Source organism: Flavobacterium sp. W22_SRS_FK3, from assembly GCF_052113665.1.
Classification (GTDB): domain Bacteria; phylum Bacteroidota; class Bacteroidia; order Flavobacteriales; family Flavobacteriaceae; genus Flavobacterium.
This window is the reverse complement of the sequence record NZ_JBGQOF010000019.1, coordinates 42914-60939: the sequence shown is the minus strand read 5'-3', so window position 1 is coordinate 60939 and position 18026 is coordinate 42914. Positions and strand designations below refer to the sequence as shown.

At 33.2% G+C, this 18026-nt stretch carries 12 protein-coding genes; 10 read left to right on the top strand and 2 right to left on the bottom strand.

What is annotated here, in order from left to right; all coding sequences use genetic code 11:
• The first annotated feature begins 165 nt into the window (after positions 1-165).
• From ACEN2I_RS16555 to ACEN2I_RS16515, 9 genes are all read left to right on the top strand, one after another.
• Positions 166-2910, top strand: coding sequence for a LuxR C-terminal-related transcriptional regulator (locus ACEN2I_RS16555; RefSeq protein ID WP_441767218.1), 2745 nt, complete (start codon positions 166-168; stop codon positions 2908-2910).
• Between the two features lie 244 nt (positions 2911-3154).
• Positions 3155-6154 carry a SusC/RagA family TonB-linked outer membrane protein gene (locus ACEN2I_RS16550; RefSeq protein ID WP_441767217.1) on the top strand — a complete coding sequence of 1000 codons (3000 nt, stop codon included), beginning with the start codon at positions 3155-3157 and terminating at the stop codon, positions 6152-6154.
• A 4-nt stretch (positions 6155-6158) separates the two neighbouring features.
• Positions 6159-7622 carry a RagB/SusD family nutrient uptake outer membrane protein gene (locus ACEN2I_RS16545; protein ID WP_441767216.1) on the top strand — a complete coding sequence of 488 codons (1464 nt, stop codon included), beginning with the start codon at positions 6159-6161 and terminating at the stop codon, positions 7620-7622.
• 76 nt (positions 7623-7698) lie between these two features.
• Positions 7699-9069: a glucoamylase family protein gene (locus tag ACEN2I_RS16540; protein ID WP_441767215.1), complete on the top strand. Its 1371-nt coding sequence runs from the start codon at positions 7699-7701 to the stop codon at positions 9067-9069.
• A 2-nt stretch (positions 9070-9071) separates the two neighbouring features.
• Positions 9072-9776, top strand: a complete 705-nt coding sequence (locus tag ACEN2I_RS16535) for a prolyl oligopeptidase family serine peptidase (protein ID WP_441767214.1) — start codon at positions 9072-9074, stop codon at positions 9774-9776.
• A gap of 11 nt (positions 9777-9787) precedes the next feature.
• Positions 9788-12076 carry a beta-glucosidase BglX gene (bglX, locus tag ACEN2I_RS16530; RefSeq protein ID WP_441767213.1) on the top strand — a complete coding sequence of 763 codons (2289 nt, stop codon included), beginning with the start codon at positions 9788-9790 and terminating at the stop codon, positions 12074-12076.
• Positions 12077-12173: 97 nt separating this feature from the next.
• On the top strand, positions 12174-12950 hold the full coding sequence (locus ACEN2I_RS16525; RefSeq protein ID WP_441767212.1) for a glycerophosphodiester phosphodiesterase family protein: 777 nt from the start codon (positions 12174-12176) through the stop codon (positions 12948-12950).
• A gap of 39 nt (positions 12951-12989) precedes the next feature.
• Positions 12990-14912 carry a discoidin domain-containing protein gene (locus tag ACEN2I_RS16520; protein ID WP_441767211.1) on the top strand — a complete coding sequence of 641 codons (1923 nt, stop codon included), beginning with the start codon at positions 12990-12992 and terminating at the stop codon, positions 14910-14912.
• Between the two features lie 108 nt (positions 14913-15020).
• Complete coding sequence (locus ACEN2I_RS16515) at positions 15021-16409, top strand: M20/M25/M40 family metallo-hydrolase (RefSeq protein WP_441767210.1); 1389 nt, start codon at positions 15021-15023, stop codon at positions 16407-16409.
• Positions 16410-16480: 71 nt separating this feature from the next.
• Here ACEN2I_RS16515 and ACEN2I_RS16510 read toward each other — a convergent pair whose 3' ends face one another.
• The gene (locus tag ACEN2I_RS16510) at positions 16481-16786 is read right to left on the bottom strand and encodes a hypothetical protein (protein ID WP_441767209.1); all 306 of its coding nucleotides are present in this window, start codon (positions 16784-16786) and stop codon (positions 16481-16483) included.
• Positions 16770-17219 (bottom strand): hypothetical protein, encoded by a 450-nt coding sequence (locus tag ACEN2I_RS16505; RefSeq protein ID WP_441767208.1) that lies wholly within the window; start codon positions 17217-17219, stop codon positions 16770-16772. The genes ACEN2I_RS16510 and ACEN2I_RS16505 overlap by 17 nt, the downstream gene beginning before the upstream one ends.
• 298 nt (positions 17220-17517) lie before the next feature.
• Between ACEN2I_RS16505 and ACEN2I_RS16500 the strand changes: the two genes are divergently transcribed.
• Positions 17518-18006, top strand: a complete 489-nt coding sequence (locus ACEN2I_RS16500; protein WP_441767207.1) for a TlpA family protein disulfide reductase — start codon at positions 17518-17520, stop codon at positions 18004-18006.
• The last annotated feature ends 20 nt before the right edge of the window (positions 18007-18026 follow it).

Genomic DNA, 18026 nt, shown 5'->3' with positions numbered 1-18026 from the left:
GTTGACTACGCTTTACATATTTTATTTGATCTTCCATAACGATGCTTTTTGTGTATCGCTATTTCAGGACTAGACAGTATTTCAGAATAAAAAAAGCTTCTCAATTGAGAGGCTTTTTTACTTATTCAATATTTGTCAGTATCTTTGAATATAAATCTCATTATCTTGAAATCGTTACTTCTAAAAATACTTTTCTTCTTTTTCATTGCTTCTCAAGTTCAATCACAAGAATTACTTCCTTTCGTTGAAAATTACAATAAATCAAATTATCAGGGCGATAACCAAATATGGAATGTTGTCCAAGGAAAAGATAATGCGATGTATTTTGCTAATAATCATTATTTACTGCGATATGATGGGGTAAAATGGGAAAAATACTCATTACCTAATAAAACAATTATTCGCTCGATTTTTATTGAAGGTGACCGAATTTATTCAGGCTCTTATAAGGAATTTGGTTATTGGTATCGAAAAGATGGCAAAATGCATTACGTCTCGATTACCAAAAACCTGCGTTTGTTTGATGAAAAAGACAATGAGGAAATATGGAAAATTTTCAGGTTCAATGGTTCTCTATACTTCCAGTCCTTTAATGATGTTTTTATTTATAACGGAAAACACATTCAGAAAATTAGGTTTCCATTTTTAATATCATATTGCTTTGTTGTTGATCAAAACCTTTACGTTGCCTCTGTCGCGAAAGGTACTTTTAAGATGAATGGATCAGTAATTACAAATCCGAAAGGATGGAATGTTCTTAAAAACAATGTTGTTCATGCCATAGAAAAGTATGAAAATAAAACCTATGTATTTACGCAGAAAAAAGGAATTTTTACCGTAGAAAAAGGTGGTTTAAAACCATGGAATACACCGTTAAATGAAATTTTAAAAAACTCCACAATTAATGTAGGAAAGTTTACTAAGAACAAAAAACTTGTTGTAGGTACTGGAAACAGAGGTGTTTTTATTTATGATTTTAATTCTGATACATATAAAAATATTGACAGAAAAAATGTTTTAATGAATAATTCCATTTTGAGTATCGGTTTTGATAAAGAAAATGATTTATGGCTTGGTTTAGATAATGGAATAGCTCACGTTGAAATCAATTCTCCGATCTCAATCTTTTATGATAATTCGGGTGTTTTAGGTTCTGTTTATTCAGTAGCGACAACAAACAATGGCTACTTAATAGCTACAAATCATGGTATTTTTGAATTTGATTCGGGAAAATTCAAAATGATGCCCAATACACAAGGACAGGCCTGGAATATAACAGAAATTAACAACAAATACATTATTGGTCATAACGATGGTACATTTTCATATGAAAATGGTTCCCTGTCTAAAATAAATAATATCAACGGCGGCTGGAATTTATCGAAAAGCAGCATTAATAATACTTATTTTCAATCAACTTATAGTGGTGTTATAGCATATAATGACCTTTCAGATTTAACTAAAAACAAAATAATTAAAGACCTTTCTAAACCTATAAAATATGTAGCCCAAAACAAAAAGAATGAAATTTGGGCAGCAGATAATTATCGTGGTTTATATCGTGTAATATATGATGATAATTTCACAACCAAAAAAGTTGAAAATATCACACAGCAAAGTAAGATAAAAAATGATTTTGGGGTTAAGATATTTGAGTTTAGAAACGAAATTTTATTCCTCATCAATAATTCATGGTATACTTATAATTCAATAATCAACAAATTAGAGGGTAATGAATTATTTAATGAGAACTTTAAAAATGTTTCAGATATAATAAGTATAGATGAAGATCATTTTATGGTATTACAGGATGGAATTTTATATCACATAGAAGCTATTGGAAATAAATTTACATGGAACATTATTCAGGCAAAATATTATAAAGGAAAACTAATCAACGATAATTTAAGAATATTTAAAGATGCTAATCATTATTTACTAAATCTTGACGACGGCTTTATATCCTTAGAATTGAAATATGAAAATAAGCAAAACTCAACCGTTAAGATTGAATCTTTTAACGAAGAAAATTTAATATTAAACGATTCAAAAATCAAATATAATACTGAATTGCAAATAAATGTCATTTCAGGAATTTATGGAGCCGGTAAACTTAATTTGTTTTATAAACTTGATAATGGAGAGGTATTTATTCCGGTTTCAAACGGATTAATTATTTTAAATAATTTAAGTAGTGGAAATCATCATGTAAATGTTTACAAACACGATGGTGCAAACTACTATACTGTTGCAGGTTTTGATTTTAATGTTGCAAAGCCTTGGTATTTTTCATTTTGGATGATTTTGTTATACCTCTTAATAATAGCAACAGTGTTGTTTTTATACTACAAATGGAATAAGATTCGTTATTTGCAAAAATTAAAATTGCAGTCAGAGGAGTTGAAACATCAGAGGGAAATTCTTGAAATGGAATTAAAAGCAGAGAACGAATTGAACATTCAGGAATACGAAAAACACATTCTGGAACTTGAACTGCAGACAAAATCTTCTGAAGTTGCCGGAAAATCATTATCTATTGCTAAACAAAGTGAAATGATTGAAAATATTCAGAATATTCTGAACTCAGAAAAAGATTTTAATAAGCTCAAAAGTGAAATTAAAAAAGCTATTAAGATAAATGAAGTCAATAAACATGAATGGGAAATCTTTGAAACCAATCTGAATCAGATTCATAATGAATTTATAATTAATCTTTCAAAGAAATACCCAAATCTTACTCCAAAAGATATTAAACTCTGTGTTTACCTAAAAATGAATCTTTCCTCCAAGGAGATAGCACCTATGATGAACATATCATTTAGAGGTGTAGAATTACACAGATATCGCTTAAGAAAGAAATTAAATCTCTCTCAGGAAGAAAATCTATCTAAATTTTTATTAAATGTATAAGATTTGTAGGGGAATTTTAGGTATTCTATATTTTTGCATATCATTTTTTATGTAATTCTAATACATCATTACTACATCATAATGTTTTTTTAATAAAATTAATTAAACATTTACTGGTCTCATTATCATTTGATTATGATTGTTTTTTAAAGTATTGATGTAGCTGTGTTGTAGTAGTATTTGATGTACTACAACGTTGTAAATGTTTAATTTGGCTCAACTAACTTAAACGATTACATACTGTATGAAAAATTTTATTTTTAGCTTTTTAGCACTTTTGCTATTACCGGCATATATGTCTGGGCAGGCAATTAAAGGAAAAGTAGTAGATAGTAGCGGGATGGGAATTCCCGGAGCAATTATAGCTTCATCTGATGCCAGAGCTACTGCAGATGCAGATTTCGACGGAAACTTTACAATCAATGCTAAACCTGGAGATATATTAAAGGTATCTATGTTAGGCTTTGATGCGGTTTCTGTACCGGCAACAGCCGCACCAATGACAATTACTTTAGAAGAGTCAAGTGACACTGTTTTAAGGGAAGTTGTTGTAATTGGATATGGTACCAGAAAGAAAATTGATAATACTTCTGCTGTAAGCTCATTAAAATCAGAAGAAATTACCAAAATGAAGGTAGCAAATGCAACTCAAGCCATCCAAGGTAAAGCGGCGGGGGTTCAGGTAACTGCTTCAAACACTCCTGGTGGAACACCTTCTGTTGTTATTAGAGGGGTTGGAACTGCACTAGGAGGAAGAAATCCTTTATATGTTGTTGACGGTATGCCAACTGATAATATCAATAACATTAATACTAATGACATTACTTCTTATGAAGTTTTAAAAGATGCTTCTGCTCTTGCTATTTATGGTACAAGGGGTGCAAATGGAGTCATCATGATTACTACTAAAGCAGGAAAAGGAAAATTGACTGTAGATATTGATAGTTACAGTGGTTTTAAAACTGCTTTGAAAAAAGTTAAAATGGCTAATAGCGAGGAATTTGCCCGTTATAGTAATGCTGCTTTCAATGATCCAAACAAATTTTCTTTAAATCAGCCAGTTAATACAAATTGGTATGATGCAATTACAAGAACAGGTACATTTTCAGAAAATAACATTGCTATCTCTGGATCATCAGAAAGTGTTAAGTATTTTTTAAGTGCTGCAAATTACGAGGAGAAAGGAATTTTAAATGGAACAGATTATTCTCGTACAACCATTAGAAATAATAACGAGTATAAAATTTCAGACAAACTTAAATTAAGTCAAAATTTCAGTGTTACTTCTATTAAAAATACACCGAAACCACTATCTGCATTTACTACAGCTTACAGACAATCACCTATAATTCCTGTACGTTTTGCTGACGGAAAATATGGTGTCCAATTTGTTAATAATGGAGTAGCAGCTGAAACAGGTTCACAATTTAATTCAGTTGGAAATCCTGTAAGTGCTGTAGATTATAATGACGAAAAACAGCAGACGGTTATTCTTCAAGGAGGTTTGAAATTAGATTATGATATTACAAAATCATTAAAATTTACATCACAATTTAACGGAGAATTTTATACTTACAAGCAATACAATTACGTAGATAATCTGGCTCTATGGTTAGCTGCAGACCCAAACAGAGTTGCATCAGCTTATGATACAAGCAGTTTAAATACAAATACTTTAACTAGAAATAGAGAGCAATATTTCAACTGGAACTTATCTAACTATCTTACTTATAACAAAGTGTTTGCAGAAATTCACGATGTAGAAGTTACAGCAGGTATAGAAACGAATGTAATTGGTACAAAAGAAAAATTAACAGTTACCAGAAAAAATGTAGAATCTAATTCTAACTACTGGGCGCTAGATAATGTTCCTTACGGACCAAGTGTGGTAGGTTATAGTGATGTAGCGTTCAGCCAAAAGAAATTATCATCTTATTTTGCTCGTTTCCAATATAAATTAATGGATAAATATCTATTAACTGGAACTGTAAGACGTGATGGATCATCTCAATTTTCTGACGGAAATCGCTGGGGAACATTCCCATCATTAGGAGCTGGATGGATCGTATCTAAAGAAGACTTTTTGAAAGATTCAAAAACAATTAATTTATTAAAAATTAGAGGTTCTTGGGGTAAATTAGGAAATCAAAATGTTCCATTAAATAATCAAACATTTACATCAGGTTTAAATTATGGACCAGATTCAGGTCAGGGAATCAGTGTAGATTCATCTATCGACCCTAACTTATCTTGGGAAGTTGTAGAAGAACTTTCTGCAGGTTTTGATGTTGAAATGTTTAACAACAGGTTAAAAGGATCTTTTGATGTTTATGATAAAAATACTGAGAATGCAATTTTATATGTTATTCCGCTTTCAACTTCAGGATTGACACAAAGAACGGCTACTCACGTTGGTGAAGTTTCAAATAAAGGCTACGAGGTTTCTTTGCGTTGGGATGATAAAATCAATGACAATTTAAGCTACTGGGTAGGGGGTAACTTCTCTCATAATCAAAATAAATTGTCTAGTTTAAATAATCCAGCAATTGCACAGATTATTGGAGGTAATTTAGGAAATGGACAAAATACTAAATTATTATATAATACCTCTGTAGGACAGCCATTGGGTAGTTTCTTCATGTACGAATATGCGGGAGTTGATCCTGCAAATGGTCAAATGTTGTACTACAATGCAAGTGGAGACAAAGTTGCTCAAGGGGCATTAAATGAGGTTAATGATAAAAAATATGTTGGATCGGTTCTTCCAACTCTTAATTACGGAGTTACTTTAGGTTTAAATTATAAAAATATTGATTTGTCTGTTGACGGTTATGGAACAGGAGGAGCAAAAGTTTATAATGGTAAAAAAGCACAACGTTTTTCAGGTGAAAATATAGAAGCTTCTTTAACTAGAGATTTCTGGACTCCAACTAATACCACAGCTTCAAATCCGGCACCATTTAATTACGTTCCAGTTGCTTCAACTTATTACTTAGAATCAGCGGATTTCTTTAGAATTAACAACATTACTGTAGGATACAAACTTCCTTTAAAAGAAGACGGTTTTATCAGTTTCTGTAGACTATATGTGAATGCGGTTAATCCTTTTATTACTCAGAAATTCTCAGGATTTTCACCAGAAGCTCTAGGAGACGGTGAATTAGTAACAGGTACTCAAGGTGTTGAGCTTGATGCTTACCCTTCATTGAGATCATTTGTTATTGGAGCTAATTTAAAATTTTAATATTATGAAAAGACTTTATATATCACTTTTACTTGCTGGGCTTCTCTTTTCAGGATGTTCAGATGATTTTTTAGATGTGGATCAAACGGATAAAATTCCGGTTGATGTAGAATACCTTAATACAGATAGTAAAGCTACTGAATTGGTTACATCTATTTACAACCAGTTTTTATCTTGGGACATGTCATCTTTTGGATGGAATGCTGTTACAAGTATAATTTCAGATGATGCTGATAAAGGTTCTGACCCTGGAGATACAGGAACAGATAAAGACGTTATTGATGCTTTGACTTACAATGCTTCAACTCCATCATTTGAAAGTGTTTGGAAAGCAAATTATGCAGGAATTAACAGATGTAATCAAGCATTAACATACCTTCCTCAATTAGATAAAGTTACGCCAGCATTAAAAAACAGATTAATTGGTGAAGCTAAATTCATGAGGGCTTTCATGTATTTTACTTTAGTAAAAGGTTATGGAGGTGTTCCAATTGTTGACCGTTTAGCAAATACACCATTATCTGAAGAAGATAAAGTAATGCAGTTAACGCGTAAAACAGCTGCAGAGGTATATACTTTTATCGAAAAAGATTTAGCTGAAGCAACTGAATTACTGCCTGAGAAATCGGCTTATTCTGCTAACGATAAAGAAAGAGTTTCTAAAGGTTCAGCTTATGCATTACTTGCAAAAGTTAGTTTATACCAAAAGAAATGGCAGGAAGTAATTGACAACTGTGATAAAGTAACAGGTTATACTTTAGTTTCAGATTATTCTTTACAGTTTAAAAAAGAAGGAGAATTTGGTTCTGAGTCAATCTTTGAAATCAATGGAGTGGGTTCACCAACTTCAGATTTAAAATTAGGAATTGGCAATTATACTGTTTCTCAAGCGCCTAGAGGTGCTGGAGGATGGGGATGGGGTTTCAATACACCATCACAAGGTTTAGCTGATGCTTATGAGGGAGGTGATGTTAGAAGAGCCGCTACAATTATTTTTAGAGCTTCAGTTTTATATGACGGACGTGTAGTTGCATCGACTGTAACCAATCCAATGTATAATTACAAAGCGTATTCATCTGATTTTTATAATGTAGAGTTTACAGATACAAACCTTAGATATTTACGATATGCTGAAGTTTTGTTAATGAAAGCAGAAGCTTTAAATGAATTAGGTCAAACAGGTGCAGCGACTCCTTTATTGAATCAAGTAAGACACAGAGCTAACTTAGGAGATACTCCTGCTGTTTCTCAAGCAGATGTCAGAACTGCTATTTGGAAAGAAAGAAGAGTAGAATTAGCTTTCGAACATGACAGATGGTTTGATCTTGTTAGAACTGGACAAGCCCAAGCGGCAATGGCAGCAGATGGAAAAACATTTGTTGTAGGTAAACACGAATTATGGCCAATACCAACTTTCTTCATTAGAGAATCGGTTGGATATTCTTCTCAAAATCCTGGGGGTTATTAATAAAATCCTTTTAAAAATCACTTCCTTCAATTCGGAGGAAGTGATTTCATTATAAAAATCACTTTAAAATTTAGACATGATTAGATTTTCACTTTTAGTACTTTCATTTGCTTTTTTGAGCTGTGGTTCGAAAGAACAAAATCAAAAAGGAGAAGAAATTAAACCTTCTGTCGAAAAACTATCAGATGAGCAACTTTTAGATGTTGTTCAAAAACAAACTTTTAAATATTTCTGGGATTATGCAGAACCAAACTCTGGATTGGCACGAGAACGCTATCACCCGGATGGAGTTTATCCTGAAAATGACGCAAACATTGTAACTACGGGAGGTTCCGGTTTTGGATTAATGGCTATTGTTTCCGGAATTTCACAAGGATATATTACAAAAGACCAAGGAGTTGAGAGACTGAACAAAATTGCATACTTTTTAGGCAAAGCCGATCGTTTTCACGGAGCATGGCCACACTGGATAGACGGAAATACAGGAAAAGTAAAACCTTTTGGAATAAAAGATAATGGCGGCGATTTAGTTGAAACTTCATTTTTGGCTGCGGGAATGATTGCGGTTCGTGAATATTTAAAAGAAGGTTCTGAGGAAGAAAAAGCTGTTGCTCAAAAATATGATGTACTTTGGAAAGGAGTCGATTGGAAATGGTTTACTAATAATAAAAATGTATTGTATTGGCACTGGTCTCCTAATTACGCGTGGCAGATGGATTTTGCATTAGAAGGTTACAACGAATGCTTAATCACTTATGTACTAGCGGCATCTTCGCCAACACATTCAATTGATGCAAAAGCGTATCACGAAGGCTGGGCAAGAAGCGGAGGAATCGTTTCAGCTAAAACAAAATATAATATTCCGTTGATTTTGAAACACAATGGAGCTGAGGAATTTGGGGGACCTTTATTTTGGGCACATTATTCTTATTTAGGCTTAGATCCAAATCAATTAAGCGATCAATATGCGAATTATTGGAATTTAAATTCAAATCAGGTTAAAATTGATTATCAATATTGTATAGAAAATCCTAAGAAATTTAAAGGCTATGGAGCTGATTATTGGGGACTAACAGCATCGTATTCTCGTAATGAGGATGGATCTGTAGGTTATGATGCACACATGCCAAGTAATGACAAAGGTGTTATTTCTCCAACGGCAGCGATTAGTTCAATTGTTTATACTCCAAAAGAATCTATTGCTGTAATTCGAAATTTATTTGAGAATCATAAGAGTGAAACTTGGGGAGGAGCCGGTTTTTACGATGCAGTAAGTTTGCAAAATAATTGGACTGCAAAGCGATATTTAGCAATCGATCAGGGTCCGGAAGTAGTAATGATTGAAAACTACAGATCAGGTTTGCTATGGAAATTATTTATGAATGCACCAGAAGTACAACAAGGTTTAATGAAACTTGGATTTAAATCAGGTAAATACAATTTTTAAAAATGAAAAAAATTAAAATTCTGGCTTTTGCCTTATTAGGTCCTTTGGTTTCTTTTTCGCAAACGGAAGTAAAGGGTACAATCGAAACGAAGATTGTAACTAAAAAAGAACTGAATTATGCCTTGAATATTCCAGCGAATACTAAAGAAAAGAAACCGCTTATACTGTTTCTTCACGGTTCCGGTGAAAAAGGAAATGATATTGAAAAAGTAAAAGTGCACGGTCCATTTAAATATTTGAAAACGCACGAATTAGATGCTTATGTTTTGGCTCCACAATGTCCGAAAAAGGAATATTGGGACGCAGAAGTTTTGTATCGATTGATTTTAAAAATCCAAAAAGAATACAATATAGACAGTAATAGAATTTATTTAACCGGACTCAGTATGGGCGGATGGGGAGCTTGGAATCTTGCTTTTGAACATCCGGAAACTTTTGCTGCTTTAGTACCAATTGCCGGATTTGTAGATCGCGTTCCAATGATCGAAAACTGTAAAATAGCGACTATTCCTATCCAGATATTTCACGGTTTATTGGATGATGTGGTTGATGTAAACTATTCTGTAGCTATTTATAAAAAATTGAAAGCTTGTAATGCAAATATAAAGCTTACCATTTTTGATGATGCAAATCACGACAGTTGGACTCTTGTATATGATAATAAAGAAATTTACGATTGGATGTTTCAACAAGTGAAAAATAATTAAAATAAAAAATAATGAATAAGAAATTAGTACTACTGGTCTTGTGCTTTTCAGTATATGGCTATAGCCAAAAAAAACAAACAAAAATAAAAGCCAAAGCCGAATTTATTACAGAGTTAATGTCAAAAATGACTCTTGATGAAAAGCTGGGGCAACTAAATTTACCAACTTCTGGAGATATTACTACAGGACAAGCTAACAGTTCTGATATTGCAAAAAATATTGCCGAGGGAAAAGTAGGAGGTTTATTTAACATTAAGTCAGTTCAGAAAATTAAAGAAGTACAAAAAATAGCTGTTGAGAAAAGCCGTTTAAAAATTCCGTTAATTTTTGGTATGGATGTGATTCATGGTTATGAAACAACCTTCCCTATTCCGTTGGGATTATCTTGTACCTGGGATATGAATTTGATCGAAAGAAGTGCTCAAATTGCAGCTCAGGAAGCAAGTGCTGATGGCATTAACTGGACATTTTCGCCAATGGTTGATATTTCCCGTGATCCACGCTGGGGAAGAATTTCTGAGGGTTCAGGAGAAGATCCTTATTTAGGAAGCCGAATTGCAAAAGCAATGGTAAACGGTTATCAGCAGCATAATCTTTCAAAAAATAATTCGATAATGGCCTGTGTAAAACACTTTGCTTTATACGGCGCACCAGAAGCAGGTCGTGATTACAATACCGTTGATATGAGTCATATCAGAATGTTTAATGATTATTTTCCTCCTTACAAAGCAGCTGTTGATGCAGGTGTAGGGTCTGTCATGGCTTCTTTTAATGAGGTTGACGGAATTCCGGCAACTGGAAACAAATGGTTAATGACCGATGTTTTAAGAAACCAATGGGGATTTAAAGGTTTCGTAGTAACAGATTTTACAGGAATTCCTGAAATGATCGAACACGGAATGGGTAATTTACAAGATGTATCAGCTTTGTCTTTAAACGCTGGCGTTGAAATGGACATGGTGGGAGAAGGTTTTTTAACTACTTTGAAAAAATCATTAGACGAAAAAAGAGTTACAATTTCGCAAATTGATAATGCTGTAAAACTTATTTTAGAAGCTAAATACGATTTAGGATTATTTGAAGATCCATATAAATATTGTGATGAAAAAAGAGCAAAAACAGAAATCTTTACATCAAACAGCAGAAAGGAAGCAAGATCAATTTCGGCTCAGTCATTGGTTTTACTAAAAAATCAAAATCAGCTATTGCCTCTTAAAAAATCTGGAACTATTGCTCTTATCGGACCATTGGCTGATGCCAAAGAAAACATGCCGGGAACCTGGAGTGTGGCTACAAAAATGGAAAATGCAGTTTCATTACTAGCAGGAATTAAAGAAGTAGCAGGATCTTCAACTAAAGTTTTATATGCGAAGGGAAGCAATTTAGATTATGATGAAACTTTTGAAACTAATGCAACCATGTTTGGGAAAACCTTACACCGCGATAGTCGTTCGAAAGAAGAATTATTAGCAGAAGCTTTAAAGGTTGCTCAACAATCTGATGTGATTGTAGCAGCACTTGGAGAATCTGCAGAAATGAGCGGAGAATCAAGCAGCCGTACAAATTTAAAAATTCCGCAAGCACAAAAAGATTTATTAAATGTCTTATTAAAAACAGGAAAACCAGTTGTTTTGGTATTGTTTAACGGTCGTCCGTTAGTAATTAACGATGAAAATGCTACAGTTCCAGCTATTTTAAATGTTTGGTTTGCAGGTTCTGAAGCAGGTAGCGCTATTGCGGATGTTTTATTTGGAGATGTAAATCCTTCCGGAAAATTAACAGCAACTTTCCCAAGAAGCGTTGGGCAGCTACCAATTTATTATGCACACAAAAATACTGGAAGACCGCTTTCTAATTCAGAAGGGAAATTTGAAAAATTCAGATCTAATTATATTGATGAAAGAAACGAGCCATTGTTCCCATTTGGTTTTGGTTTGAGTTATACCTCTTTTGAGTATTCGAACCTGAAAATTTCTTCTGACAAAATGAATTTCGGAGGAAAATTAAAAGTGTCTGTTGATGTTGCCAATACAGGAAATTATGACGGAAAAGAAACCGTTCAGTTATATATCAGGGATTTAGTTGGTTCAGTAACAAGACCAGTTAGAGAATTGAAGAACTTTAAAAAAATAGCACTTAAAAAGGGTGAAAAACAAACGGTGACTTTTGAGATCACGGTTGAAGATTTAAAATTTTATAATTCTGATTTACAATTTGTAGCAGAATCCGGTCAGTTTGATGTTTTCGTTGGAGGAAATTCAACTGCCGATAAGAAAGTTAGTTTTGAGTTAACTAATTAATTGGTTTGTTAGTAGTAATTGCCCTTCGTACTGGTTATACGAAGGGCTTTTTTATAAAGCAATTATAAAAAATTTCAATTTTATAAAAATGAAGCCTATGAAAATATTTAGAATATTTCTTTTCATGCTGATAATAGTAGTTTTTTCTTCCTGTAGTACGAATAAAAATGCCATTGTAGCACACCGTGGAGCCTGGAAAACGAATAATTTACCCGAAAATTCTATTGCAGCATTAAGACACGCAATTGACCTTAAACTGCCTGGCTCTGAATTTGATGTATGGAGAACTGCTGATGATTCATTGGTAATCAATCATGACGCACATTATAACAAATTAATCATCGAAGAAACAAAATATGCTGACCTGAGTAAGTTCACTCTTTTTAATGGTGAGAAGCTGCCCACTTTAAGGGAATATATTCTGGAAGGAAAGAAAAACAACAAATATACAACCCTGGTGTGCGAAATAAAACCTTCAGAAATAAGTAAAGAAAGAGGAAAAATGACTGCCCTAAAAGTTTTTGAAACCGTAAAGAAATTCAATGCCGAAAAAATGATTTCGTATATCAGTTTTGATTATGAAATTCTAAAACAAATTCGTGAAATTGATTCTAAAACTTCTTTGCAATATTTAGAAGGAAATAAATCTCCTTTAGAAATTAAAAAAGATAAAATTACAGGAGTAGATTATCATTATTCGGTATTTAAAAAACACCCCGAATGGATAAAAGAAGCTAAAGACAATAAAATCACTTTGAATATCTGGACTGTTAATGATGCTGATGTCATGGATTGGATTATTGATAATAAATTCGATTATATAACTACAAATGAACCAGAGTTACTTAATCAAAGAATAAAGAATAGCTTTTAAACTTTCTTAATCGGATTTTTAAAACAAAAAAATAAAAAAATGTATAAACTATCTTCTATATCTCTTTTGCTGGTTTTGGTAAGCTTTAATAGTAATATCTCGGCACAACAATCCAGTATTTCTGTAAAAACAGAATGGTTTGATCCCAATAAGCCGGCAACTACTTATTGTAATCCAATAAATATTGGCTATAATTATACAACTTACAATCACAATGGAATTCCGGAATCGCGTCGTTCCAGTGCTGATCCGGTGATTATAACCTACAAAGGCGATTATTATTTATTTGCTACCAATCAGGCAGGTTTTTTTTGGAGTAAAGACATGTCCGACTGGAACTTTGTTTACGGAAGTTTTCAAAGGCAGCCGGGAGATGACGATCAATGCGCACCAGCGGCATGGGTTGTAAATGATACTTTATTTTATGTGGGGTCGACATGGAAAAAAGATCATCCGGTTTGGAAAACGGCCGATCCAAAATCCGGACGTTGGGTAAGACACGTTGATAGAGCAATGCTGCCAACCTGGGATCCTGCCATTTTTCAGGATGATGATAAAAAAGTCTATATGTATTACGGTTCAAGCGGAAAATTGCCACTTGTAGGCGTTGAAGTAGATTACAAAACCTGGCTTCCAAAAGGAAATCAGGCCGATTACGCAAAATTGTATGCAGCAACAGAAGTTGAAGATATTCAAAAACCCTACGGTCAGGCAAAAGCAGTTGTAGGTTTAGATCCGGCAAAGCACGGTTGGGAACGTTTTGGACCAAATAATGACATGGAACCAGCGCCCTGGGGTAATTTTATTGAAGGTGCCTGGATGACTAAACACAACGGAAAATATTACATGCAATACGGAGCTCCCGCAACTGAATTTAAGGGCTATGCAAACGGAGTTCATGTGGGAGATAATCCACTTGGACCATTTGTATATCAAGAGCACAATCCTATGTCGTATAAACCAGGTGGATTTGTAATTGGGGCCGGACACGGAAATACTTTTGCAGATAATTATGGCAATTACTGGAATACAGGAACATGTAAAATTTCAATAAAAGATCGTTTTGAGCGTCGTATCGATATGTTTCCTGCCGGATTTGATAAAGACGATGTCATGTATTCGAATACATCTTATGGAGATTTCCCGATAAAATTACCAACAGGATCACGCGATCATAAGCAAGGTGCTTCTTCAGGATGGATGTTGTTATCTTATAAAAAACCGGTAACAGTTTCTTCTTCAGAGGCTTGTATGGAGGTTGAAACACACAGAATGGATAATGGAGGAAAAAAAATCTATGAAGAATTCTGTTATGATGCTTCAAATTTAACTGATGAAAATATTCAGACCTATTGGTCGGCTAAAACAAGTAATCCGGGTGAGTGGCTCCAGCTTGATTTAGGCAGGAAAATGCAAATCAATGCCCTGCAAATCAATTATGCCGATCATAAGGCGACGCAGTACAACAAAGCAATGGATATTTATTATCAATATAAAATCTATATGTCTGATGATGCTCAAAACTGGAAGTTAGTAGTTGATAAATCTAAAAATGATAAAGATGTTCCGCATGATTATGTTGAATTAACAAAATCAATAACAGCCCGTTACATCAAAATGGAAAATATTCATAATGCTTCGGGATTATTTGCTGTTTCAGATTTCAGAGTTTTTGGAAATGGATTAACGGTAAAACCAAAACCAGTTGTTGCTTTCAAAGTAAACAGAAACACTAAAGACTCCCGTAATGCCATGATTATCTGGAAAAAACAAGCCGACGCAATTGGATATACTATTTATTACGGAATTGCTCCCGATAAATTATATAATGCGATTATGGTTTATGATGAAAGTTTATATGATTTTAGAGGTTTGGATAAAGGAACAACATATTATTTTACAATAGAAGCTTTTAATGAAAATGGCATCAGCACAAAAAATAAAATTATCCAGGTGAAATAATAATATTCTTGTTTTTTTAGAAAAAGACAACTAAAAAATTATAAGAGTTATAAAGAATTTTGTTCTTTTGTAAAACCAAAAAAAACAACCCCAAATACTTTATAACCAATGAAAAAAACAATTCTTTTAGCTGTTTTCGTTTTAAACGGATTGGCTTCATTTGCTCAATCAAATGATGAAAAAAATATTAAACTATTTTATAAAAAAGCTTTAACGGATTCCAAATGTTACACCTGGCTTGAATATTTGTCTAATGACATCGGAAGCCGTTTGTCAGGATCTCAAAATGCTCAATTAGCTATTAATTATACCAAGGCTCAGTTAGAAAGTTTAGGACTTGATAAAGTGTATTTGCAGGAAGTTATGGTGCCGCATTGGGTACGTGGCGAAAAAGAAACTGCTTTTATTTTAAATGGAAAAGTAAAAACTACAGTACCAATTTGTGCTTTGGGAGGCTCAGTTGCCACACCAAAAGCCGGACTTACAGCTGAAGTTATAGAAGTTCAGGGTATTGAAGAATTAAAGACTTTAGGAGATAAAGTAAAAGGGAAAATTGTGTTCTACAACAGACCAATGAATCCTGAAAACATTGAAACCTTTATGTCATACGGAGCTTGTGTAGATCAGAGATTTGCCGGTGCCAAAGAAGCTTCTAAACTAGGTGCAGTAGGAACGATTGTTCGTTCTATGAATTTGCGTTTAGATGATTTTCCGCATACAGGAGCTCAAAGTTATGGTGATTTACCAAAGGAACAATATATTCCAACAGCTGCCATCAGTACAAATGGAGCTGAGTTATTAAGTGCAGCTTTAAAGAATAATCCGGCCTTAAAATTTTATTTTAAACAATCGTGCGAGACATTAGCTGATGCATTATCCTATAACGTAATTGGTGAATTGACAGGAACGGTAACACCTGAAAATATTATGGTTGTAGGAGGACATTTGGATTCTTGGGATTTGGCAGATGGTTCTCACGATGATGGCGCAGGAATAGTACAAAGTATGGAAGTGGTTCGTATTCTTAAAAGTTTCAATTACAAACCAAAAAATACAATTCGCGTCGTTTTATTTATGAACGAAGAAAACGGTGGAAAAGGTGGTGCTAAATATGAAGAGGTTTCAAAGCAAAAGAACGAAAACCATATTTTTGCTTTAGAAAGTGATTCAGGCGGATTTACTCCAAGAGGGTTTTCGATTCAGGCAGATGATGCTAACCTTAAGAAAATACAGGGATTTGCACCTCTTTTTGAACCTTATTTAGTTCATAGTTTTACAATTGGACACGCAGGTTCAGATATTGATCATTTAACTTCTAAAGCGATAGTTAAAGCTGGATTAAAACCAGATTCACAACGTTATTTTGATTATCACCATGCGGCAAATGATAAATTTGATGCCATCAATAAAAGAGAACTGGAACTTGGTGCAGCTACTATGACGACTTTGGTTTATTTACTGGACCAGACTGGAATTGTACTTCCAACGACGAATTAATTTTGTTTTAATAAAATATCTAAAAGCTATGAGTTACTACTTATAGCTTTTTTTTTGATTATTTTTCATACTCAGGATTTAATAGCAATACTATAATATAAAAACGCAACAGGAATATTACTCAGCAGCAGCAGAGTTTTAACTCCTATATCTTTTCGCTCATCATATAGTGTTACAAAACGGCTTGTAAGATGAAAGAACATGATTCCGTTCAGGAGTAAAGTCGAAACAACAAATGGTGAAGCAAATACCAAAACATTAGAATTTTTGTTACTGATTATATAAAAGGTAAATAAAACTGTATTGATTATAAAAGTTCCAATTACTAATTCAATAGTCTGAATTTCCTGTGAAAGTTTTTTATCGATTGTTTCCATAAGTTGAAATATTAAAAATGTCTTGAATTACATGAATGGGCACTAAAAGCATATTTGAAAAATTCAGATAATAAAAAGAATGTGCTTTTTTACCTCTTTTGTATTGTTCAAAAAAATATCGAATTTGTTTAGGGTAGAAAGGAGTACCCGAAAAAATGACTAAAAACAGATACAAACTCCTCTTTCCGTTTCCCAGAAGATAATACTGCATTCCTATTTCGTCTATAACAGATATTCCCGTATTGGTCAAAACATGAATAATATCATGGTCTTCTAATTTAGGCTGCATATCAAAATGATTTTTTGAAAGAAAATTCCCTAAAACATTTCCTAAAGTACCTTCGGGATATTTCAATAGTGTTATTTTGTCAATTTCCCACGGCTTATTTCTTTTAAAATATTTCTGATAAGGCTTTTTACTGTACTCGTACATCTTCTCAACAATCTGATCTTTTATATCATTTTTTACTTTTAAAGTTCTTTGAATTTCAAAGTTTTTAACTAAAAAATAACAGCATCAAATGACAACTAAAAACGAATATATCATTCAATACTATTTCTAAAATAAAGTACTTTGAATAACAAAGTAAATAATAAAAAAAATACCTGACAAATAAAATGAAACTTATTTTTACAATAGAATAAGCTCAACTTTTATTTTAAAATTAAGTGTTGTTATTTATATTTGTCTCAAATATAAATCAGGATTGATACCTAAATTGATATTAAATATGAAGAAATTATTTGTTGCAGTATTTTTGTTTTTTTCTGTGATTGCAGTTAGAGCACAGGTTGTAGGTCTGGAAGTTGGCGATATAGCTCCCGAAATTGATCTTCCGGATACAAGTGGTAATAATGTTTCACTTTCCTCTTTAAGAGGAGAAATGGTATTGGTTGACTTTTGGGCTTCATGGTGTGGTCCTTGTATCAAAGAGCAGCCCGAATTATTAAAATTATACAATGCCTATCCTGAAAAATTTCAAATCTACGGTGTTTCATTAGATACCAAAAAACCTGCCTGGACCGGAGCAATTACAAAACAAAAACTGCCATGGACACAGGTTAGTGATTTAAAATACTGGAGTTCGCCAGCAGCAGCAGATTATATGGTGCAAGCTTTACCATTCAATGTTTTACTGGACAAAAACGGAATTATCCTGGCTAAAAACATTCATGGTAATAACTTGAATGAATTGGTAAATGAATTGTTGACGAAATAGTTGGTTCATAGCATGTTCCT

Bases quoted from the DNA above. Each gene is read 5' to 3' on its own strand.
- ACEN2I_RS16550 (WP_441767217.1), top strand. From the start codon at position 3,155: ATGAAAAATTTTATTTTTAGCTTTTTAGCACTTTTGCTATTACCGGCA.
- ACEN2I_RS16545 (WP_441767216.1), top strand. From the start codon at position 6,159: ATGAAAAGACTTTATATATCACTTTTACTTGCTGGGCTTCTCTTTTCA.
- ACEN2I_RS16540 (WP_441767215.1), top strand. From the start codon at position 7,699: ATGATTAGATTTTCACTTTTAGTACTTTCATTTGCTTTTTTGAGCTGT.
- ACEN2I_RS16535 (WP_441767214.1), top strand. From the start codon at position 9,072: ATGAAAAAAATTAAAATTCTGGCTTTTGCCTTATTAGGTCCTTTGGTT.
- bglX (WP_441767213.1), top strand. From the start codon at position 9,788: ATGAATAAGAAATTAGTACTACTGGTCTTGTGCTTTTCAGTATATGGC.
- ACEN2I_RS16525 (WP_441767212.1), top strand. From the start codon at position 12,174: ATGAAAATATTTAGAATATTTCTTTTCATGCTGATAATAGTAGTTTTT.
- ACEN2I_RS16520 (WP_441767211.1), top strand. From the start codon at position 12,990: ATGTATAAACTATCTTCTATATCTCTTTTGCTGGTTTTGGTAAGCTTT.
- ACEN2I_RS16515 (WP_441767210.1), top strand. From the start codon at position 15,021: ATGAAAAAAACAATTCTTTTAGCTGTTTTCGTTTTAAACGGATTGGCT.
- ACEN2I_RS16510 (WP_441767209.1), bottom strand. From the start codon at position 16,786: ATGGAAACAATCGATAAAAAACTTTCACAGGAAATTCAGACTATTGAA.
- ACEN2I_RS16505 (WP_441767208.1), bottom strand. From the start codon at position 17,219: ATGTACGAGTACAGTAAAAAGCCTTATCAGAAATATTTTAAAAGAAAT.
- ACEN2I_RS16500 (WP_441767207.1), top strand. From the start codon at position 17,518: ATGAAGAAATTATTTGTTGCAGTATTTTTGTTTTTTTCTGTGATTGCA.